The sequence below is a fragment of the Falsirhodobacter sp. alg1 genome, assembly GCF_000739715.2.
Taxonomy (GTDB): domain Bacteria; phylum Pseudomonadota; class Alphaproteobacteria; order Rhodobacterales; family Rhodobacteraceae; genus Falsirhodobacter.
Genome location: NZ_BBJC02000005.1, coordinates 153,661 through 175,620 on the forward strand (window position 1 = coordinate 153,661; position 21,960 = coordinate 175,620).

The window sequence follows — 21,960 nt, forward strand, 5'->3', positions numbered from 1 at the left end:
GATAATTGTTCTATGATAGCAGATCTGCCAATGGCCTGTCCGCCGCATTTACACCGGCAAAGGCGGTGCAGCCGCCTTTTACCGCAGAAATAAGGGCAGCAACATCCTGCGGCGTATAATTTGCCCGACGATAGCTCATCATGATGCGCAAACGTTTCACGCCGTCGATCACATCCTCGACCACCTCGAACTGTAGGCCCAGTACGGATTCGCTTTTTTCCGGATCGATCTGCCGGAAGCGGATCGGTCCGTTCGGACCCGGCAATGTTCCGTTCAGCTTGTTCTGGGCGTGGATCTGGATGAACACCTCGAACATATGGTCGGCCAGTGGTGCCTTGCCGCCGGTCAGAGCCTCCTCGACTAGATCGATCGGGATTTCGGAATGGGGCAGCGATCCGTTGATCATGTCGCGCACATTTGCGATCAGGCCGCGCGGCGTCTGATGGCCGGGGGCGCTGGTGCAATGTGCGGTGACTGTGGTGAAATAGCCGACGGTATCAAAACACTCCGCGTCAATCCTGCCGGATGCAGATGTCCCGATTGTCAGTGCGTCAAGCCCTGCCAGCCGTTGTAGCGATGCTGATATTGCGGCATAGACCGTATTGAACAGCGAGGCGGAGCAGTCTTTCGACAGGGCATAAAGCCCTTCCGAGACATCAACAGGCAACAGGATTTCGGTCCAGCCACCATCTGCTGCATGTCCGGTATCCAAGGGCAGGGGGCCTGCGGCGGCTGCACGGATCGGGCGGGGATCGGGTGCGTCCTTCAGCGCATCGAGCCAGTAGCCCAACGCATATTGCGAAACCCCGGCCCTTGCCTGATTGCGGGCAAAGTCGTGGAAACTTGCGGCCTCATGGCTCCAGCGGGGCGCCTGCCCGATGGCCCGCGCCTGATAGGCCGTAGCCAGTTCATCCATCAACAGGTTCACGGACCATTCATCCAGCACGATATGGTGGAACAGGAATGAAAGTGTCTGCCCGTCGGCATCTTCGAAGAACCGCATGCGCAGCGGTAGTTCCTGGGAGAGATCAAATGTATGGCCCGCCTCGGCGCCAAGCGCTGCCCTTACATCGACCGCGCCATCGGACGGCCAGAACCATTGCATGGTGTCAACCACGCTCATGGGAACACATTCCTGCACCACCGCCCCATCTTGGGGAATGAACAGGCTCCGCAAGGCGGGATGCCGTTCCATCAGATCGCGGAAAGCGGCGGCAAAGGCATGTTCATCGACCGTATCCAGAAAGCGTAAGGCAAATGGAATGTTGAACATCGGCCCGAAGCCGAGCGCCTCATATATTTTCCACAATGATTGCTGGGCGAGTGACAACGGCGCTCGGGCATTCTGGGCCACGGGGGCAATCGCAACCGGGGCGGGCGCTTCGACGACCGATGTTCGGCGTGCCAAGGGCGAAAGCGACGCGGCAGTGGGATGGGCAAATAGATCGTTGAAACCCACCTCGATATTATGTCGCGCGTGAAGGCGACCGATAACACGCGTGGCAATCAGGGAATGGCCGCCCAGATCGAAAAAATCACAATCGGGGGTCATCTCCGGCGCATCGAGCGCAATGCGGAATTCATCTAGGATGATGCGGGTCATATCGCAGCCCGGACCGGTGGTATGCTGTGCACCCTGCGGCAACAGGGCAGCGCGTAGTTCTGCAGTTTCGGCATGATCGGCTGCTATGGGGTGGCACAACAGGGCGGCATGTGCCGAATCGGGGGCCAGAATGATCGCCAAGCGGAGGGGCGGTTGCTCTGCCAGATCCCACACGTCAGCGGCGCTGCTGTCGATGAAGCCGTCAATGTCCAATGCCGAAGGTGCGCGCAGGATACGGACATCGGGTTCTGCCTTGCCCAGCAAGACCTGCAATTCACCATTGTCATCGAATTGATAGCAACGAAGCAATTCGGGTGCCGATGTGCATTGCCGGACAAATCGTGTCACAAGCGGCCCGGCATCCGTATCCGCCAGAAGCGGCGCGGCATGGACAAGTGGCTTCATTCCGCCCTCTGTCTGCTGGTGTTCGAACCAGATCTCCGCCTCTGCCGAGGTTGCGCAGCGGATGTGATTATCGGGTTGTGGAATATGTCTGGTCATGGTGGTCCTGCCGGGTCCGAAGTGCATTCATACGCGGGGGGGCCTAGAAGACAGGCCGGACCTAGCGGTGGCAAAGGATGCCACCACTCGTATAATGTCAAGTAATTTGGTCGGATTTAAGTGCCGCGATTGCGCCGCTTGGCCAATAGCCAGATCAGATATATCCCCCCCACCAGTCCGGTAACCTGACCGATGGGCATGACAATGCCGAATGGCGCAATTCGGGTGATGAGATCCGCCCCCAGCATCAGGGCAGCACCTACCAAAGCGGCACCGATAAGCGGCTGGCTTGCGGTTACCCCGATCCGTCGGGCCAACTGCGGGGCCGCAAGGGCGACGAAGGCAATTGGCCCCGTGGCGCTGGTGGCAAGGGCAGCCAGCATCAATGCCGCCAGCAGCATCCAGCGTCGAACGGGCTCTACCGCCACCCCCAATGGGGCCGCAAGATCATCGCCCATTGCCATCAGCCCCAACGGGCGCATTCCGAACAGCATGGGCAGGATCAATACGCACAAGCCCACCCATAGCGGCCAGACGTGTGCCCATCCCCGGCCTTCGACCGACCCCGCCAGCCACAGGTTGGCTGATATGGCAACATCCAGATCGCCCCGCACAAGCAGAAGTGCGTTGACGGCAGTCAGTATCGCCCCCACGCCCAACCCCGTCAGAACCAGCCGATATGCGCTTACCCGGCCATCCTTGCGGGCCAGAAGATATACGACTGCACCTGCCAGAAGGGCACCGCACATCGCAGCGGGCACGACATCGGCGCCTGTTCCCCCCAGTGCCACGATCCAGACCAGCGCGCCTGTTGCGGCCCCTGCGGTAAAGCCGATGATATCCGGTGATCCCAGAGGATTTCGGGATATCGTCTGGAATACTGCGCCTGACGCCCCAAGTGCGGCACCAGCCCCCAATGTCACCAGCAGTCTGGGTATCCGGATGTCCAGAAGAACATGGGCTATGGCGCGCGATGGGGCGGTGGCGGTCAGGGTTTGCCAGATCTCGTCAGGGGCTATAGGCAGACTGCCGGACATCAACGCCCATGCCGACCCTGCCAGAAGGAACAGGGAGAGTACGGCATTCATCCATAGCGTTCGCATGTGGATGCGAAACGAGCAATTCCGCCAGCGTAATGTTGAATACCCCGGCATGTTCATAACGTGTTCATACGCAGGTTGCGCGCCAGAATGACAAAGATCGGGCCCCCGATCAAAGCGGTCATGATGCCCACATCAATCTGCGTGGTCCCGCCGATCAGCCGGCCTGCCAGATCGGCAAAGCTGACCAGTGCTGCCCCGATCAGCATCGACAGCAGGATAAGCGGGCGATGCGCCGGCCCGCAGATATGCCGGGCCAGATGCGGTGCGGCAATCCCTATGAAACTGATGGGGCCTGCGGCGGCAGTTGCCGCCCCGCTAAGAACCACCACCACAGCCGCAGCTACCAGCCAGATCCGGCGAGGATCCGTCCCCAGGCTCTGCCCCAGATCACGGCCCAAGGCAAGTGCATCCAGAGGGCGGGCCAGCAGCAGGGCCCCGATCGCACCGACCAACGCAAGACCCGCGCTTGTATTCAGCACGTCCCACCCGCGCCCCTGCAAGGAGCCTACTGCCCAATGCCGGAACTGGTCGAAAACATGGGCATCCGCATTCACGGTAATGACCCTTGTCAGCGTCATCATGACGATGGATAGTGCCGCGCCTGCCAGGACCAGCCGTACCGGATCATGGCCCTGCGCCATTCCACCGATACCGAACACGGCGGCTCCGCCCAATGCGGCCCCGCCGACGCCCGCCCATAAGGCTGCGTTCACATCGATCCTGCCGGTCACCGCAATCAGGATGACAATGGCAAGCGTTGCCCCTGCCGAAATCCCCAGCAACCCCGGGTCGGCCAATGGATTTCGGGTCAGAGTTTGCATGACTGCCCCTGCAGCCCCCAACGCCGCGCCTACGATTAATGCAAGAAACACACGCGGTAGCCGTTGTTGCATTACCAGCAGATGGGCACCATTTGCCGGATCAAAGCGGAACAGGGCATCCATCGTAACCTGCGCGGTAATTGCGCGTGGCCCGACGAACAGGCTGGCAGCCGCCGTCAGGCAGACGGCAACCAGCGTGATCCACAACAGGCTGCGGCGATAGGAAGGGGCGGGATGCATCCATCAGGCCTTGGCAAAACGTCGGGCAATGTCTGCGACAATCTCGTTGGCACTGTAATAATCGATGCGGAACGAATTTGCACCAAGCCCATAGACCTGCCGGTTCTTTACTGATGGCAGATTGCTCAGGATCGGGTCCGCCATGAACCGTTCGGCATCCGTATCGGTGCCCGCCAGAAGAAAGGTGGTTTCTGCGGTCAACTCTGTCAGATGCTCATAGGCAGCGCGGATGAAATCTGCAGCAGGCGGCGTATCGGCCCCCTGCCAGCTGCGGGGTGGATCCTCCATACGAAAGCCCAGTGCGGTCAGGAGCCTTCCGTGCGTGCCATCCGCTGTAGCAATCGGGTTCGGCGCGCCCGGCCCGTTATAGCTGACGATATTTGTCTGCCCGCCCGGCAGATGCAAGGTTGCACGTGTGGTTTCCAAGGATTGGGCAAATGACTCTAGCAGACCATTTGCCCGTTCATCTTTGCCCGTTGCATGGCCCAATTGCCGTGAAAGGCCCTGCCAATCCAGCGCGCCGTAGTCCAGAACCAGCACCGGCGCAATTTCTTCCAAAGCGGCCCTATGCATCAGTGCAGAGTCCGCCCCGGTGGCAGAAACAACGATCAGGTCAGGCTCATGCGCCCAGACGGATTCCAGATCTATGGAGCCGGCGCGCCAGAGCGGGGCGACATTCCGACTTTCGGCCACAGATTGCCATTGCGCGAAAAACGCGCCCCGGACGGTCGTGGCGCTGGCGACAACGGGGGCGTCAACGGCCAGCAGTCCGCCTGTCAGGGTGACCGATGTGGAAACCACCCGCATGGGCGGGGTGTTCAATACGGTCTCGCTCCCGTCCGCGTTGGTCAGGGTTCTCGGCCAGCCGGTTTCTGCGCGCAGGCTGTTTGCAAAAGACAACAAGGCTGTCGCACAGGTGCCATGGGTCAGAAAGCTGCGGCGTGTGAACAATGGGATCATGCTTCTTCCAATCGACCGGCAATCGGTCGTATCTGTGTCGTCTTGCGGACGGCGGTTTGTGCTAGTTCCGAATGATCGGTAGCCATCAGCGTGGCGAGGGTTTCATCGAGGCTCCCATCCTCGCAGGCACGCGCGATAAAGGGAACGAGAGCGGCGCTGCTGGCTGTGAATTCCGTTTCGGATGCGGGATCGGCATCAATCGACAGAAACAATCCCGACGCATCGCCCCCTGCGCCCCATGTCAGGTTGAACCCGTCACCCGGACCGGCGGCCAGCACCTCACGCTCGACAGTGCAGCCGGCGAACCGGGGTGCATCAAACGGAAGGACGTTGATAAGGGGAGAGAAATAGAAACGCTCACCTGCCTTCAATCCGCGATCGGCGGCCAGCTGCTCCACGCGGTAGCGGCCATGCCGCCGCATTTTCCGCAGGTCTGCAGCCGTTCTTTGCAGATATGTGCCCAAAGTCTCATCCGGCCGGCAGGTTACGATCAGCGGCAGGATATTTACCACAAGCGCTGGAATGGCGGCGCTGACGCTTCCGAGGCGGCTCATGTATGGAAGCCAGACAGGCAGCGCCTGCACATCTTCGGGCAGGTCCCGCGCAAGCCATGCCGCGCTGAGCAGGGTTAGAAAATCAGGCCAGCCTAGGTCGCATGCGGCGGCCGTCTGCCGCAACTGCGCAGGCAAACCCGCGGGAATTTTGGGTTCAGCGGTCAGGGCGGTGCAGGCATAATCCTCACCTCCTTTTTGCAGCACGGTCAGCGGTGGCGCATCTCGCAACACCTCGGCCCAATGAGCGCCGTCGCGCTGGTGGTGCTTGCCGTTCCGATAGGCATCCTCCTCGGTCAGATATTCGGCAAAGGGCAGGAGCGGGCCAACTGCCGGTGACTGACCAAGTTGTTGGGCATACAAGGACGCTGCCCGCCGTTCGATCAAAGAGGCGCTGTATCCGTCCAGAATGATATGATGCCCCCGCATATACCATAGCCAACGGCTGTCACCGACCCGGAGCAGCCACAACGCGGACAGGGGATGGGCTTCCAGATCCAACGGCCGGGCAATGTCATCCGCCATCATTTGCCTTCCCGTACCCTCCGGATCCGTCCGTTCCCGCAGATCATGGTATTCGATTGCGGGGACGCGTGCCGGATCTACGTATTGCCGGGGGCCATCGGGCCCATCACGAAAACGCAGCGCGAATACCTCGGTTTCCTTGGCAAGCTGCTGCAGGGCCGCGATTATTGCCGGTTCATTCACCGGACCTCCTATGATCATGCAATGCGCAACAGTGGAAATCGGGCGGTCGGGATGAAAACGGAACTCTTCCCAGAAATCGAACTGGGCAAGCGTCAGCTCAAGCCATTGAGGGGCTTCATTCGGAATGGACATCGGAAATCCTTTGAGTGAACGCGGCCACGCTCATGCAGGTTGACATTCGCAAAGCGCAGCGGCCTGACGGGCGGTCCGAGCAGTAGACAATTTCGCAGGGCTGATGTTGATTCCGAGCTTCTGGCTCAGATCCTTTGCAATCGGGGCGATATGGCGGGGGGTCAGGCCCAGACGGAACAGGGCACTATCGGCATCTGCCGCTGCAGGATTGCCTAGGTGATCAAGATAAACCGCCAGCACCTGCGCCACGATTGTCTGGTCATGACCATGGTCGGGGGGCGTAACCTGCGCGGGCATTTCAATGATTCGGCGGGCCGCTGCCCTGTCCACCTTGCCATTGGGCGACAGTGGGAGGGCTGATGCCTCTACGAACCTGTCAGGCACATGCGATTGGGGAAGATGCCCCCGCATGAAGGTTCGCAGTTCGGCGGAGGATGATTTTTTCCCTGCATGCGGCACATAAAGGGCCGCAAGGGTGGTGTCCTGCCCATTCGCGCCCATATCAACCACCAGCACCTGCCGCAGAGCGGGATGTTTGCCCAGTGCAAGCTCCACATCCCCCATCGACACACGAACACCCCGGACCTTGACGTAGCCGCCAATCCTGCCCGCGAACATGATCGTCCCGTCGGGTGCCCATCGCCCCAGATCCCCTGTGCGAAATGTCCGCCGCGGATTTCCAGCCTGGTCCGGCAAGGTCACGAAGCCCGTCTGTGCCAAAGTGCCATTGTCTAGATACCCAAGGGCTAAACAGTCCCCGGCTGTGTGAATGCGCCCGGTAACGCCGACCGGACAAGGTTCCCCCACCGGGTTGCAGATCAGATATTCCGCGCCCCGCAGGGCAGTGCCATAGGGAATTGGTCCTGCATCGGTGCCGATTTCATGCCAGATGCTCCAGATCGTGGTTTCGGTGGGACCACCCAGTGAAACCAGCCGCACCTTGTTACCCATATCGCGCAGGTGCGCAATCTGGGCCGGTTTGATGTAATCTCCGCCTTGGGCCACAATGCGCAGCGTCCGCATGTCCGCAGGTGTGGCACAGTCAAGCAACATTTCCACGATTGCGGGGACTGAAACCCACAAGGATACCTGATGCCGGGCGATCAGCTGTGCCCAATGCCTCGCATCCTTTTCACGGCCCCGTTCGGGTAGAACCAGTTTTGCACCAGCAGCGAACGCCCCGAAGATATCAAAGAGGGACATATCATGGTGCAGTGGCGTTACCGATATGAAAACATCGTCTTGCCCGATGTTCCAAGAGGCCAAAGTCTGTTCAAGCACATTGGCTGTGGCACGATTGTTCAGGACCACACATTTTGGCGCACCGGTCGTGCCGGAGGTGAACAGGTAATACGCCCGATCACGGCTATGGCTGCGGGCGCGCAACACCTCATCATCCGGTATCGCGCCGCCGGGCCGGGGCAATGCGTCGGGATGAACCGTTGGCCAGTCATGGTGATCGATATGGGAAACGACCAGCCCGGGGCTACATTGCGCCAGCAGATATTCCACCCGCGCATCAGGAGCATCCGCATCTATGGGTGTCCAGATTATGCCGGCAAAAGCTGCCGCCAGCTGCAGGGCGACGTGATCAACGCCACGCGGCAGATGGATCGCCAGCACCGAGCCTGCCAGCAAGCCATGGGCCTCGAAACCGGCAAGTATCCCTTCTACCCGCTGCCGTAGGGTATCGTAGCTGATTATCTCCTCTCCGACGGCGAGGGCTGTGCCCTGCGTGTGGCGCAGGTTTTCCGCGATGTGCATCAGGTAAGGTGCAGGGTCCGTAACGGTGGGTTCCTGCGCGGGAAGGGCGAGGGGCATAAGGTTTATAGGCTGGTTGATATCACCGAAATCCAGCAGCCGATGGTGAATGGCATCTAGCATTGCGGAAATGGTTTCGGGGGCGAGGGCTGCTTCGGCATAATCGGCCGCAATTTCGATGCCGCCCTTTCTGCCGTGCATCAGGCGGATATCCAGAGCCACCTGCGGGGTCTGTGTCTGGCCCGCAACCTCTGTCATTTCGGTTGTCGGAGGCGGGGACCAGCTGAGGCCATTGGTCAGCACCACGGGCAATGCAAGCGCTTCTCCCGTCTGGGACAATAGATGCCGGGCAAGATCTACGCCGGAAAATCCGATATGCCCCATTCCGGCCATGGTATCTTTTTGCAGGTTTGCAGCCCGCGCCTGCGCCGTGCCGATAGTGGCGTCATAGTTCACCGCAATGAAGGAGGACCGATTGCCCAATTCGCTTTCGTCCAGCGCCGGGGCTGTAGGCAGTCCTACGCACAGACGCATGTCGGGCGTGAACCGTGCCAGAACCTCCAGAATGGTGAAATTGAGCAGGGTGTTGAGAAAGACGCCTGCCCCTGCTGCCGCCTTGCGCAACGGGCGCAGGTCAGACTTTTCCAGCTGTCGGGTTTCGCGCTGGTAGCTTGAAGTGCTGATCTGATGCAGCGGGGCACGCCATGGCAGACGCGGCGCGCCATCGACCGCAGCCAGCGCCTGTTTCCAATACAGATGATCGGTATTTTTCTGTAGGGTATCCGGGTCCTGCGACACGGTATCGGTAAGTCTCATTTGCATCGGAGTGCTGTCGAACAACGCCCCGCAAAGGCGTGCTATGGCAGGGCCATCCAACGCCTGCGCATCAAATTTCACCGCAACGGCATCCTGCTGTCCAGCGGGCATCTGCATCACGCATATCTGCCATAAGGGGCCGGCCAGATCGCAAGGTGCCGATTTGAATGTCTGCCAGAACCTTTCCAGTTCTGCATCCGCATCAGGGCTGTTCCGCATATCGACCGCAGTCAACGGGACATCGGCAACCGGCAGCGTATATTGGGTCAGAGTGCGGGCATTTATACGCAGCCGAAGCGCCGGATGCTGCCTGCATAGCTCATCGACATGGGCGCTGAAGGATGGCAGGTCGATCGAGCCACGGAACAGGCGCGCCTCCTGCATGGCAACACCGCCAAGCGGCAGAATTGTGTCACGCCCCATGATATAGGCGCGCTGCAAGGCAGACAGGGGTGTTTCCACATGGGGTACGGTTGGGCGCGGCAGCGTTTGCAGGCGCGTGGTGTAGGCATCGAACGCCGCCCGGACCCACGTCTGATCCAGCAGGTCGAGACGCACATCCCAATTGACCAGTATCTCTTGTCCCAGACGTGCGATCTGTGCGTCGAGGGCGACCCCGGATCCCTGGGATACACTCCAGACCAGATCACCGAAAATTCTTGCGGCTATATCCGGCACGATCGATCCCATCGGGTGATCGAAACCGGCGGTAAAGACAACGGGGGCGGTCCGCATGGCCCCGAGATGGCGGACAAGGTCGCGCATGATCTGTGGCCCGGACCGAGCGCTGTTCGATATGGCCTGTGCCATGTCTGCCTGCACCCGCCGCGCAAGATCGGGCAGGTCATCCGCTGCGTCATGTATCCCCAGCAGCGTGACCCCGGAAAAATCCCCCATGATGGAAACATTTTCAAGATCTCGGTGGAACATGGGCACTGTCAGGCGCAAGGCTGATTGACCGGTGGCCTTTCCCAGCTCCTGTCCGAAGACGGCAAGGGCCAGCGCCGAGGGCGTGACCCGATACATCCGTGCCGTTTCTAAAAAGATCTCCGTCTGAACGGGGGAAAGCCGGGCGGCAAACCGCGTGCTGTCGGGGGCTTTTGCGGCATTTTCAGGGGTGGGCAGATCCGGCGCCTCGGGCAGGGTGGTTACCCTATGCTGCCACCAATCCCGTGCAGATTTCTCGCGCTCCGCGTCTTTGGTTTGCGCGTTGCGATATTCCGCAAAGCTGACAGTCCGTTCGTTCATAGACGTCGGATTTTCGTATAGCTGGGCCAACTCGGACAATAGATAGGGAAAACAGGAGGGATCTGCTGCGATCATATCCAGATCGATATGCAGCCTTTGTTGGCCATTACGCAGCAGCGTAAGGGTAAATTCACAGCCGATGCCCTGTGTCAGCGCAAGACGCTGGTGGGTTTTGGCGGTTCGCATATCGGCCAGCACGGCCTCGGCTGCTGTGTCCTCCAGCCCACGTAGATCATTTAGATGCAGGGCATGGCCCGCATGAGGCGCAACGGGGGAAAGCCGTCCGTCGGCTGTCACGGAAATACGCAGATTTTCATGGCGTTCAATCAGCACCGCGACCGCCGTCGCCAGACGCTCGGCATCCAGCGCCGGACCATCAAGCTCTACATAGAGATGCGAGGAGGGTTCGTCTGCGGTCTGGCTGCCAACCCAACAAGCGGCCTGCATTGGCGTCATTTCGTACATCTGCAATCACCCGTTGACAATTCCAGACACAAATACTCAACTATTGGCAATCGTCAACCGTTGTAATACACGACCGATGGCGTGATGGCGCAGATGACCTGAAATATTGGTCATATTCAGAATATTAGGCAGTTATCGCTTCTCGATGGATCAGCTATCCGCAGGGAAAGGTCGTAACCACCCAAGTAAACACCGGATATGTTATGACCGATTATACACCTTGGCCGGCCGAATTTGCAGACAATTACCGCCAGAAAGGGTACTGGAGGGACGAGCCGCTGTTCCAGATGCTGACTGAACAAGCCTCGGTCCGTCCCGATGCCGTTGCTGTCATCTGCGGTGAGCGGCAATTCAGCTATGGCCAGTTGGACGTTGCCTCAACGGCGCTGGCATTGCGCCTGCTGGACGCCGGCCTGTCGGCTGGCGACCATGCTGTCGTCCAGCTGCCGAACAGAGCCGAATTCTATATTACTTTCTTTGCACTGCTGAAGGCAGGCATCCGCCCGGTAAATGCGCTTTATAATCACCGGGCATTGGAGATGGGTGCCTATGTCGATCAGCTTCAGCCCGCGCTTTTGATTGCGGCCCGTGCCCATCCGCTGTTCGGTGACGGGGTGTTTGAGGCGCAATTGCGTGCGGCATCGCCCGGATTGCACCTTTGTCTTTATCTGGATGATGCCGGGGACGCCTGCAATCTGCAGGCATGGATGCGGCCCCATGCGGATACCAATCGGAAGCTGCCGCAGATCGACGCGAGTGATGTCGCGTTTTTCCAGTTGTCGGGGGGCAGTACCGGCACCCCGAAATTGATCCCGCGTACGCATAACGATTATGAATATTCGGTACGCGCCAGTGCCGATATCTGCGCATTGACGCCGGACACGCGGTTTCTCTGTGCGCTGCCGGCACCGCATAATTATGTCCTGAGCTCTCCCGGCGCGCTTGGGGTGTTCATGGCCGGAGGATCCGTTGTTCTGGCGGACAGTCCTGATCCGACGTTATGTTTTGATGTGATGGCGCGTCATTCGGTGACGATGGCGGCCCTGGTGCCGTCTGCGGTTGGATTATGGGTAGAGGCAGCGCGGGCGGGCATGCCTGTGCCGAAATCGCTGGGGGTGGTGCAGGTCGGGGGTGCCAGCTTTGCCGAAACCTTGGCACGGCAGGTGCCCGAGATATTGGGATGCAAATTGCAACAGGTGTTCGGCATGGCCGAAGGGCTGGTCAATTACACACGGCATGGCGACAGTGCTGAACGGGTATTCACGACCCAAGGGCGGCCAATCTCGGCGGATGATGAGGTGCAGGTTCGCGACTCCGCCGGCAACCAATGCGCGCCGGGCGAAACCGGGCAGCTCTGGGTGCGTGGCCCCTATACCATTCGCGGATATTACCGAAGCGCCGAGCATAACGCTTCGGCGTTTGATGGGCAGGGGTTCTATCACAGCGGCGATCTGGTTCAGCGTGATGCGGACGGCTACCTGCGTGTGGTCGGGCGAGTGAAGGACCAGATCAACCGGGGCGGGGAAAAGATCGCCGCAGAAGAGGTTGAAGCGCTGATATTGCGCCATCCTGACGTCATATCGGCCGCGCTACTGGCCCAGCCCGATAGCCGCCTTGGCGAAAAGGGATGCGCTGTTCTGGTGGTCCGCAAGGCGATACGCCCGGTTGAACTGCGTCGCCATCTGATCGGGCAGGGCGTTGCCGAATATAAATTGCCGGACCGTTTTGTCTTTATCGATGAAATGCCCCTGACTGCCGTAGGCAAGATCGACAAACGTCGCCTGCGCAGCACTGTTTTTGCCGAAAATTGAACAAGGAATACCGGATGAACACCGTTGTCGATAAAACGAACGACCATGAATGGATCGAGGCGCGCGTCACTGCCCTGCTGGATGACGAAGGCCCGATCGATCCAGACGAGAGCCTTATTTTTTACGGGCTGGATTCATTGCGTGTGATGCGGCTTGCTGCGGACCTGAAGACGCGGGGGATCGTGGTCAGCTTTGAGGATCTTGCCAAGCAGCCGACGCTGAACGCTTGGTTCGCGCTGATTGATGAACGGAAGAAGAGTGACGGATAATATCGCGCCTCGGGCTGATGGATTGGGGGCGGCGCTGGATTGTCTGCGCCTCGTCCTGCCTGAATGCCGCGCCGAGGTGCATAGCTATGGCGCGCATGACCGGACATTGGTCGGTCATGCGCGATCCAAGCGGCGGGCCGAATTTCGCGCGGGGCGGATTGCAGCTTCCCGCGCGGGAATGGCGCTGGCGGGAACGCCCTTCATTGCAGGGCGGGGGGCGGACGGTGCCCCTGTATGGCCAAGGGGATTGCGAGGCTCTATCAGTCATTCCGCAGGTCAAGCGGTGGCCCTGTTGGGGCGTGCCGACGCCTGGTCCGGACTAGGGGTTGATATAGAAGGTGCGCTTTGCCCCGAGGTGGCGAAGGATATAGCGCCCGTCGCCCTGACCGCAGCCGAGCGGAGCCTGTTCGGGACCAGCCCTTTGGCAGTTGGCATGATCTTTTCGGCTAAGGAAAGCCTGTTCAAGGCATTAAGTCCGCTTATCGGGCGGCGGTTCGATTTTGATGCAGCCCAATTGTCTGCGAATGCTCCACAGCTATGCCTGACATGCGATCTTGCACCCGGGTGGCAGGCCGGGCGCAAGATCGATGTGGTGATGATCCCTTTTGAAGCCGGGGTCCTGACCGCAGTGGCTCTACCTGCACTCTAGCCTCGCAGTGTGGCGCCACCGTCGATGTAAAGGTCCGCCATGGTGATATGTCCGGCCTGATCTGACAAAAGGAACATTGCCGCCTGTGCGATATCCTCGGGCGTGGCAAGTTTGCCCAAGGGAATGCCCGTGCGATAGCTGGCCAGATCCCCTGCTAAAACACGCGTGGGGCCGTTTTCATCCCGCCACATTCCGGTCTGCATCGGTGTAAGGGTAGAACCGGGCGCGATGACATTGCAGCGGACACCGTATTGGGCCAGCTCCAGCCCGAGGCATCTTGTCAGCATGGTCAAAGCGGCCTTTGAGGCGCAATAAGGTCCCATATCCAGCCGGGGGATCGTTGCGGCATTGGAGCTGATGACCACAAGCGCCGCATCGGAACCGGACCTGAGCCGCCGCCCCACCGCCTGCATGAAATGGAAGCTGCCATCAAGGTTGATCCCCTGAACACGCCGCCATTCTTCTGCCGTGGTATCCAGGATTGGGCCGGTTCCCAGCACACCCGCGGCGTGCAGTGCAAGGTGCAAGGGGCCTGAACTGGCCTCGGCCTCGGCCACCATGGCCTCAACGGCCGCGGGATCACGTAGATCGCAGGGCATCAGGGCGATGCCATCTTTAGATAGCTCCGTAGCCGTGCTCAGTGCCTGTTCGGTATCCGTAGCGATGACATGCGCCCCTGCAGCATTCAGCATCGTGATAGCGGCACGCCCGATCCCCCCTGCAGCCCCGCTGACCAGAACATTGCGCCCTGCAAATCCGGTCAATTGCATTGCGAAGCACCCTGCATTGCCGCGAGCAGGTCCTGGGTGGCCACCACCCTGCCGCAGCATCGTGCCACCCAGTCCAGCGCCATCGCATGGTCGGTGGCCGTGAAATCGGCTTGGGCATCGGCAACTGCGAACGGCTCGATATCCCGCTGGAACGCTTCTGCCGCTGTCGCGAGACAACCGATATGAGCATAGATGCCGGTCACCAGAAGCTGGCGGCGCCCGCGTGCACGCATGAGCGTTTCAAGATTGCTCCGTTGAAACGCACTGTACCGGTGTTTGACCAGCACAATATCATCACCAACGGGCGCAAGTTCGGGCAGGATATCCTGATGTTCGGGCCTGCGCGACATTCCGGGGCCCCAGAGATCCGCCTGCAGGCCGCGGTCCGCACGAAGCTGCTCGCCTTCTTGGGCGGTATAGAAAACCGGCATACCGCAGGCCCGGGCTGCGGTGGCCAGCGCCGCAATATTCCGCACGATATCCGTCAGCGGGGCGGCATCGCTTGCAAAAGGGGCGCAGAAATAGCGTTGCATGTCGTGGATCAGCAGTGCCGCCTGATCCGGCGCGAATGGCCATTTGGCGCGGGATGGGGGCAAGGCGTCAGCCGCAGGAAGGGGATAGGAGGCAATGCTCGGAAGCGCCATGGGTCAGATATCCTTAGAGTTGTTCGAGTTCGTGAAGTGCCGCATCCCGGGGCAATCCGAATGCTGCCAGAAGGGCGCCGAATTTCGCGCCGGTTTCCGCTGCCTCTGCATAGGGTTCGGAGCCGAGAACAATGCCCGCCCCTGCATACAGCCGGGCCTGCGCGCCGCAGATCTCGGCACACCGGATGGCCACATACCATGCGCCGTCCCCCTGCCGGTCGCACCAGCCGACGGCACCTGCGTAGAAGTCACGGGAAACCGGCTCCAAGTCACGGATCAGGTCGGCCGACCGTTGGCAGGGAAGGCCGCAGACGGCGGGAGTGGGGTGCAAGAGCGAGGCGAGTACGATCGCAGGTGTTTCCGGGTCCTTCAGGATGCCCTCGATGAACGTCCCGATATGCCACATCGACCGCGTTGTGGTCAGGGTCGTACCATCGGGCGCCCCCAACTGATGGCAATAGGGGGCCAGCGTATCCAGAATGTATTCGACCACCAGTGCATGTTCGTGGCGATCCTTGTCGGAGCGGCTCAGGTCATGCGCGGCCGCGGCATCGGCAGTGCTGTCCTCCAGACGCTTGGCTGACCCTGCCAAGGGGTGCGACGAAATTGCAGCGCCCCGTTTGCGCAATAGCAATTCCGGCGTGGCACCGACCAGCGCGCGGGGTGCAACGTCCCCTGCGCGTGGGGGCAGTGCAACCTGAAACGCTGTAACCGACGTATCTTCCGCCAGTTGCTGCAACACGTCGGCCAGAATGATATTTTGCGGCTGTTGCAACAATAGGGTGCGCGCCAGAACGATCTTGCTTAGCCCGTCCGGTCGTTTTTCTTCTGCCCGCAGAATATCGAGGGCCCGTGACACCATCTGCATATAGTCCCGCGCCAGGGGTTCGGATCGCGGAGCCGCGGCGGCCGTGGCCGGGATCACTGGCGCGGGGCGCTTCATGTCTGGCAACCATGTGCCTTCGGCGTCCTTGGCGTGCCAAAGATAATCCTCTGCGGAATTATCGAAGGGCAGCGCTCCGCCCATTATTGCCCCGTCCTTGGGGCCGGCAAAGAACCCTGCGACGCGATCGCCGATTGTGGTGGATGGTCCGCGGGCAATCTGCTGCACCGGGCCTTTTGCACAGATCAGCCGGTTGCTGTTGCGAAACGCGAAGGGTTGCTCCGGAACGGGCGATAGCTTTTCCGCGGGGACGGGATTTGAAAAGGGCAGGGTCATACAAATGCCTCAGTAATCGGCGCAGGATCATGGTCTGATCTTGGGAATGCCCGATGCGCTGGCGTTTAATTCTATGGGTTTTTGCTGGTTTGAAACGACCGCTTTAGAACGTGGTGATTCAAACATGCTCTGTCAGAGCCTGGCTGCCTGCGCCCTGAATGACATGCAGAATCAGCGGGTTCAAGTGATAATTTATAAAAACAGTAAGGTATGCCGCTGACGGTATTCGCAGGGTGTGTGGTTTTTTTAGCACAACCTTAGTATTTATATCAACTATTATTACAATAGCCACCCGACGCGCGTATCACGCGCCTATCACGAAATGCACAGCAGCGTGCAGGATCGTTCAAATCAGTCGCCAGCCATTAGCAGCCAGCCGCAATCAATGCAGGGTATCAAGCATGAAAACGCGGCGAGTCGCAGGGCTTTTGGGTGGTGTCAGTATTTCGGCACTATGCGTTCTGACACCGGTTTCGGTAATGGCGCAGGACAGCTCCGGGGATGTCTATTCTCTGGGGACAATCCAGATCACGGGGGACAAGCTTACCCGCAGTCTGCAGCGGACCGCCGCATCCGTTACTGCCGTTTCCGCTGAAGATATCGAGGAACGCAAGGGAACCGAATCCGTCAATGACATCATCAAAGGCATGGCGAACATCACGTCGCCTGCCTCGGGCGGACAGGATGGAACGCCAACGATCCGGGGGCAGAACAGCGAAGGCCCGAATTCGGGTGCAACGGCCTTTTTCGGCGGTTCCGCGCCGCGTCTCGCGGTCAACGTCGATGGACACTACCTGAGCTACAACGAAATCGTTTATTCGACGACCTCGTTGTGGGATGTTGAAAGCGTGGAGCTGTTCCGCGGTCCGCAAACCGTGAGCCAAGGGGCGAACAGTATTGCCGGCGCGCTTGTCATCAAGACCAAGGATCCGACCTTCACCCCCGAGGGAGCCATCCAGACCGAGGTAGGTACCGGTGGCCAGCGCCGTGCGTCGATCATGGCATCCGGTCAGGTTGCCAATGATGTCGCTGCACGCTTCACCTATGACTATACCGCGCGTGACAACTATATCGACTACACGAATTCTGCGTTTTCGATGGGCGATACCGACCAGGACTATTATTCGAAAACCGCACGGGCCAAGCTGCTTTGGCAACCGTCCGAAATGCCGTCCCTCACGGCGAAGCTGACCTTCACCCATACGGATAACAACCGTCCGACATGGGAAGCGGCCAGCGGTGACTATTCGGATTACGAGAGCACCGTTACATCGAACCCGAGCTGGAAGCAGGTGACGAATACCACCGTTGCCGATGTCAGCTATGCGTTCGACAATGGCATCACGCTGACCAACCAGCTGCAATATTCGTCCATGGATACGACCCGGACCACCTCGCCCTCCACGTCTGGGAGCGCGTATCTTGACCAGACCAATATTTCGAACGAGACGCGCCTTGCGTTCGGAAACGAGGCTGACGTGATCAGCGGTGTCTTCGGAATGTTCGTTTCGCATACCGAAAGCGACGAGACGCTATCGCTCTCGGGAACCTCGACCTTTGACGATACCAAGGACAGCACCGGCATCTTCGGCGCGGTCAACTACCGTTTTGCGGACCGCTGGAATTTGGGCGGATCGCTTCGCTATCAGAATGATAATGTGCAACGGCTGGGTTCCAGCCCGTTCACGTCTGATGATCTGGACTATGACAAGACATTCGATGCGTGGTTGCCGAAGCTTAGCCTTTCGTATGATGTGAATGACCGCACGACGATCGGGGCAATGGTTTCCAAGGGGTATAACCCAGGTGGTGTCACCCTGGGCCTGACCTCGCAGGAATGGGTCGAATTCGACGAAGAAACATCAGTCGATTACGAGCTGTTCGCGCGGACCGAGGTGCTTGATAACCGGCTCGGGCTGACGGCCAACCTGTTCTACACCGACTTCAACGACATGCAGCGTTATGTCACCTCCGAGGCGGTGGACGGGTATTACGAGGCGGTCACCGTCAATGCCGAGAAGGCCCACTCTTACGGGCTGGAGCTTGGTTTCGATCTGGCCGCAACGGATACCTTGCGGATCCAGGGCAGCGTGGGCCTGCTGGAGACAGAGATCGACGAGTTCACCAGCGCGACCAGCGATTACACCGGCAACAGCTTTGGCCGCGCGCCAAGCCAGACGATCAGCCTGAGTGTTGACTGGCAGGCCCGTCCGGACCTGAGCGTCAGCGGCAACGTCCGTCACAGCGGGTCGTACTATTCGGATGATGACAATCTGTCTGCAGCGTTTGTAGACTCCTATACCGTCGCCGATGCCCGGATCGTATATTCGCCCCGCAACAACCTGCAGTTGTACAGCTATGTCAACAACCTGTTCGACGAAGATGCTGTGACCAGCATGCGCTATAGCCGTACAATCGCCGGTTACGAGGCTACAATGGTCGAGCCTCGCGAAATCGGGGTGGGCGTAAAGGTCCAGTTCTGAGGCCCACCCTTGCACCGGATGGTTGGATCCGTCCGGTGATCTTCATGAAAGATGATTGTCATCGTTTGACAGTAAATGCGGGGTGGTCTGGGCCGCCCCGCATTTCTTATCCTTAGTCAAAGGTCCAGAACCCCTCCGCCTCGGTAATGGGCAGTGCGGCTTTCAGCATCGATATGTTCGGTGCACGGGGGGATAGGTCGGTTGTCCCGGCAATCACCGCCTCAATCTCCGCAGCGACGGCCAGTACTCGCAAATCGTCATTGCGGCGCCCTACGATCTGCAAACCGAACGGCATTCCCTTGTCATCATGACCGCAAGGAATGGAGATGGAGGGCAGGCCTGCAATGGTCGTGGCATAGGACAGTGCCAGCCAGTGATAATAGGTCTTCGTCGGTTTCCCATCGATTTCCGTTGGATAAAGCTCTCTCCACGGGCGGGGGCTAACGGTGATGGCAGGCGAAATCAGGATGTCCCAATCTGTGAAAAAGGCCTCCCACCGTCGATGGCAGGCGCCCTGGGCAAAGATCGCCTTTGCAACATCTTCAGCGGAATAGCTGCGTCCTTCCAATACATTGTCCCTGACGTTCGGGCCGACATGGGCCGGAACGCGATCCAGAAGGTCTGCATGCACCCCCAGAAAGGATATTCCACGCAGCACACCGAAAATCCGGTCGGCATCATGGCAGTCTGGCGACGCCTCATCCAGAATGCCGAATGTCGGGGCAAGCTGGCTCAATGCCTTGCGAAAATGCGCGCGGACCGTCGTTTCAGTAGGCGCGAACCCGAAATCCTCGGTTGCGGCCACCTTGAGCGAGGATAGGTCGACCGGCGGCAGCGTAGCGAACCCTGCAGGGTTCCATGGTGTGCGGCCATCGACCTCTATGGAATAGGGATCATTGCGGCCCGGACGTGACATGACAGAGAGCATCAGTCCGGCATCGGCGACGTTGCGGGCCATAGGGCCAGATGTCGAAAGCGGGATCATGGCGGTCGCCCGCGCCTCTCCGGGGACCACGCCGGGGCTGGGGCGGAACCCGACCACTCCGCAATGGGCCGCAGGGTTGCGCAGCGATCCGCCCATATCCGAGCCGCTGGCCAGCGGCGCATATCCGCAGGCCAGTGCCACCGCCGAACCACCGGAGGAACCTGCGCAGGTTTTCGTGACATCATAAGGATTGGCGGTGGCACCATAGACGAGGTTGCGGGAATTCGCTCCGGCGCTCCATTCAGGCACATTGGTTTTCCCCATCGGCAAAGCGCCCGCAGCAACCAGTGCGGTGACCGGAGGCCCGTTTACCTTTGGAATATTATCTCGAAAGGCCAGCGAGCCGAATGTGGTAGGCAAGCCCGCAACATCCTCCATATCCTTTATCGCAACCGGCAGTCCATGAAGCGGGCCAAGTCGCTGTCCGGCTGCCACGGCTGTTTCTGCAGCAATGGCCCCTGCACGCAGCCTGTCAAAATCACGGACCGGCATGGCATTCAGCGCGTGATCCACCCCCTCCACACGGGCAATGCAGGCATCGGCCAGTTCAACAGGCGAAAGTTGTTTGCGGGCGATCAGGCGACGTGCCTGTATGGCCGTAAGGTCGGCGGGGTTAGAGGGAAACGGGGCAATAGGGGTCATTCGGCTGCTCCTTCGGATACGGCATCGCCCCAAGGCGAAAATGTTTCGGTGGTGCCGGAATTCAGACCACCCTCTCGCAGCACCGCTGCCGGGCAGGCAAAGGCAAGTGGGAAGGGAAGCCGTTTGGCGGTGGTAATCTGCCAGTTTTTCGAAAGCGCTTCAGTAACCGGACCTTCCAGCCGTTCGTCGGCCACCACCAGCGGGCCACCGGACGCGTCCATTCTGGGTGCCTCGATGGCCTGCTGCAGGGTTGCAGGCGTCTCCAGAAGCTGTGCGGCAATCTGGCCCACGGCAGGCATGATCTTGCGCCCGCCGGACGCGCCCAAGGCAAAGGTCCGGTCGCCATTCCGCCCCACGACAGGGCAGACGTTCATCAGGCACCGTTTGCCCGCGGCCAGCGAGTTGCTCTTCCCCGGTTCGGGGTCGAACCACATGATGCCATTGTTCAGCAGCAGCCCGGTAGAAGGGGAGACTGTCCGGGACCCGAACACCGACAGAAGTGTCTGTGTCATGGACACCATGTTGCCATCGTGATCCACGACGGAAAAATGGGTGGTGCAGCCCGGTGCCTTGGCGGCCTCGTGGTCACCCATTTCCGACAGGCGGCGCTCGTATGCGGCGCGGATCGCACCTGCGCGGGCAACGTAGGCAGAAGGGGTTTCAGCTTCGGAGGCCGGGTATTCGGATTGCCATTGGCTTACGGCATCAGCTAGCGTCGGTCCGGCGGTCAGCCCGGGAACTGCGAAGATATGTCCCTGACGATAGGGAATGATCAAAGGATCCGACCATTCGGCCTGATAACCGGCCAGATCGTCGGCCGTCAGGAAACCGCCTTTGTCTGACACATCGCGTACCAGAGCCGCTGCAATGTCACCTTCGTAGAAATCGGCAGCCCCTGCCAAGGCCAGATGCTCCAGGGTTGCAGCCATTCCGGACTGGTCCAGCCGCACATCTGAAAGGGCGGTCCAGCCGAATGTTTTGGGCCACTGCCCTTCATCCAGAAACATGCGTGCGGCATCCGGGTCCTTGGCCAGATCCTTTGCGGCCGATGCGATGATCAGGGCTGCGTACCAGTCGATCTGCATTCCCTGTTTTGCATATTTGATGGCTGGGGCCAGCAGTTCGGCCCAAGGCATCCTGCCGAACCGGCCATGTGCCGCCGCAATTCCCGCCACGGTACCGGGCACCGCGACCGAACTGCCGCCGATGATGTTCCGATCCTCGACAACAGTCTCCCATGGAAACAGATCCGATGCCTTACCTGCGCCCGACAGGGGGTAATGATTTGCGTCCAAGAAGGCCGACGCGCGCATTCCATAGTTCAGGGCGTACGCGCGCTCCTCGCCCGCGCGCCACAGCATCATCGCACCGCCGCCCATCGGCCCCGACATCCAGGGTTCCAGCACGCCCATGGCAAAGCTGGTGGCGACGGCTGCATCCACGGCATCTCCGCCGGCTGCAAGTACCGCCGCGCCTGCTTCCGCTGCCAGAACATGCTGGGCGGCAACGACGCCGCCGGCTACGGAGACGACGCCCGGCTTTGCGACGATCTGGCTTCGTGAAAAGGATCCGGCCATGG

Annotated in this window: 15 protein-coding genes; 4 read left to right on the plus strand and 11 right to left on the minus strand. The window is 60.0% G+C overall.

Features of this window, described 5'->3' with window-relative positions:
- Positions 1-10 precede the first annotated feature (10 nt).
- From TR36_RS10960 to TR36_RS10985, 6 genes are all read right to left on the minus strand, one after another.
- Complete coding sequence (locus TR36_RS10960; protein WP_062763219.1) at positions 11-2,104, minus strand: condensation domain-containing protein; 2,094 nt, start codon at positions 2,102-2,104, stop codon at positions 11-13.
- 116 nt (positions 2,105-2,220) lie between these two features.
- Positions 2,221-3,192 carry an iron chelate uptake ABC transporter family permease subunit gene (locus TR36_RS10965; RefSeq protein ID WP_237763567.1) on the minus strand — a complete coding sequence of 324 codons (972 nt, stop codon included), beginning with the start codon at positions 3,190-3,192 and terminating at the stop codon, positions 2,221-2,223.
- A 68-nt stretch (positions 3,193-3,260) separates the two neighbouring features.
- Positions 3,261-4,268 (minus strand): iron ABC transporter permease, encoded by a 1,008-nt coding sequence (locus tag TR36_RS10970; RefSeq protein WP_045392594.1) that lies wholly within the window; start codon positions 4,266-4,268, stop codon positions 3,261-3,263.
- Positions 4,269-4,271: 3 nt separating this feature from the next.
- Positions 4,272-5,228, minus strand: coding sequence for a Fe2+-enterobactin ABC transporter substrate-binding protein (fepB, locus tag TR36_RS10975; RefSeq protein WP_045392592.1), 957 nt, complete (start codon positions 5,226-5,228; stop codon positions 4,272-4,274).
- The gene (locus TR36_RS10980) at positions 5,225-6,619 is read right to left on the minus strand and encodes a condensation domain-containing protein (RefSeq protein WP_052362649.1); all 1,395 of its coding nucleotides are present in this window, start codon (positions 6,617-6,619) and stop codon (positions 5,225-5,227) included. The genes fepB and TR36_RS10980 overlap by 4 nt, the downstream gene beginning before the upstream one ends.
- Positions 6,620-6,649: 30 nt before the next feature.
- Complete coding sequence (locus TR36_RS10985) at positions 6,650-10,909, minus strand: amino acid adenylation domain-containing protein (protein ID WP_062763223.1); 4,260 nt, start codon at positions 10,907-10,909, stop codon at positions 6,650-6,652.
- Between the two features lie 203 nt (positions 10,910-11,112).
- Here TR36_RS10985 and TR36_RS10990 point away from each other — a divergent pair, with 203 nt between their 5' ends.
- From TR36_RS10990 to TR36_RS11000, 3 genes are read left to right on the plus strand one after another with little or no spacing between them, the layout of a single operon-like run.
- On the plus strand, positions 11,113-12,720 hold the full coding sequence (locus TR36_RS10990) for a (2,3-dihydroxybenzoyl)adenylate synthase (RefSeq protein WP_062763225.1): 1,608 nt from the start codon (positions 11,113-11,115) through the stop codon (positions 12,718-12,720).
- A gap of 14 nt (positions 12,721-12,734) precedes the next feature.
- On the plus strand, positions 12,735-12,989 hold the full coding sequence (locus TR36_RS10995; protein ID WP_045392581.1) for a phosphopantetheine-binding protein: 255 nt from the start codon (positions 12,735-12,737) through the stop codon (positions 12,987-12,989).
- Positions 12,979-13,638: a 4'-phosphopantetheinyl transferase gene (locus TR36_RS11000; RefSeq protein WP_062763227.1), complete on the plus strand. Its 660-nt coding sequence runs from the start codon at positions 12,979-12,981 to the stop codon at positions 13,636-13,638. The genes TR36_RS10995 and TR36_RS11000 overlap by 11 nt, the downstream gene beginning before the upstream one ends.
- Here the strand turns inward: TR36_RS11000 and TR36_RS11005 are convergent.
- The 3 genes from TR36_RS11005 to TR36_RS11015 are packed head-to-tail and all read right to left on the minus strand — an operon-like array spanning position 13,635 to position 16,271.
- Positions 13,635-14,408: a 2,3-dihydro-2,3-dihydroxybenzoate dehydrogenase gene (locus TR36_RS11005; RefSeq protein ID WP_045392578.1), complete on the minus strand. Its 774-nt coding sequence runs from the start codon at positions 14,406-14,408 to the stop codon at positions 13,635-13,637. The genes TR36_RS11000 and TR36_RS11005 overlap by 4 nt on opposite strands.
- A complete protein-coding gene (locus TR36_RS11010; RefSeq protein ID WP_045392575.1) occupies positions 14,399-15,052 on the minus strand; it encodes an isochorismatase family protein in 654 nt (217 codons plus the stop codon). The genes TR36_RS11005 and TR36_RS11010 overlap by 10 nt, the downstream gene beginning before the upstream one ends.
- Before the next feature lie 13 nt (positions 15,053-15,065).
- Positions 15,066-16,271 carry an isochorismate synthase MenF gene (locus tag TR36_RS11015; RefSeq protein WP_062763229.1) on the minus strand — a complete coding sequence of 402 codons (1,206 nt, stop codon included), beginning with the start codon at positions 16,269-16,271 and terminating at the stop codon, positions 15,066-15,068.
- Positions 16,272-16,672: 401 nt separating this feature from the next.
- Between TR36_RS11015 and TR36_RS11020 the strand changes: the two genes are divergently transcribed.
- Complete coding sequence (locus tag TR36_RS11020; RefSeq protein ID WP_045392570.1) at positions 16,673-18,754, plus strand: TonB-dependent receptor; 2,082 nt, start codon at positions 16,673-16,675, stop codon at positions 18,752-18,754.
- Positions 18,755-18,866: 112 nt separating this feature from the next.
- On the opposite strand, the gene TR36_RS11025 is transcribed toward TR36_RS11020, so the two are convergent.
- Together TR36_RS11025 and TR36_RS11030 are read right to left on the minus strand one after the other, a co-directional pair.
- Entirely contained in the window at positions 18,867-20,381 is a 1,515-nt protein-coding gene (locus TR36_RS11025) for an amidase (protein ID WP_062763231.1), read from the minus strand.
- Complete coding sequence (locus TR36_RS11030) at positions 20,378-21,958, minus strand: gamma-glutamyltransferase (RefSeq protein ID WP_045392564.1); 1,581 nt, start codon at positions 21,956-21,958, stop codon at positions 20,378-20,380. The genes TR36_RS11025 and TR36_RS11030 overlap by 4 nt, the downstream gene beginning before the upstream one ends.
- Between the last annotated feature and the right edge of the window lie 2 nt (positions 21,959-21,960).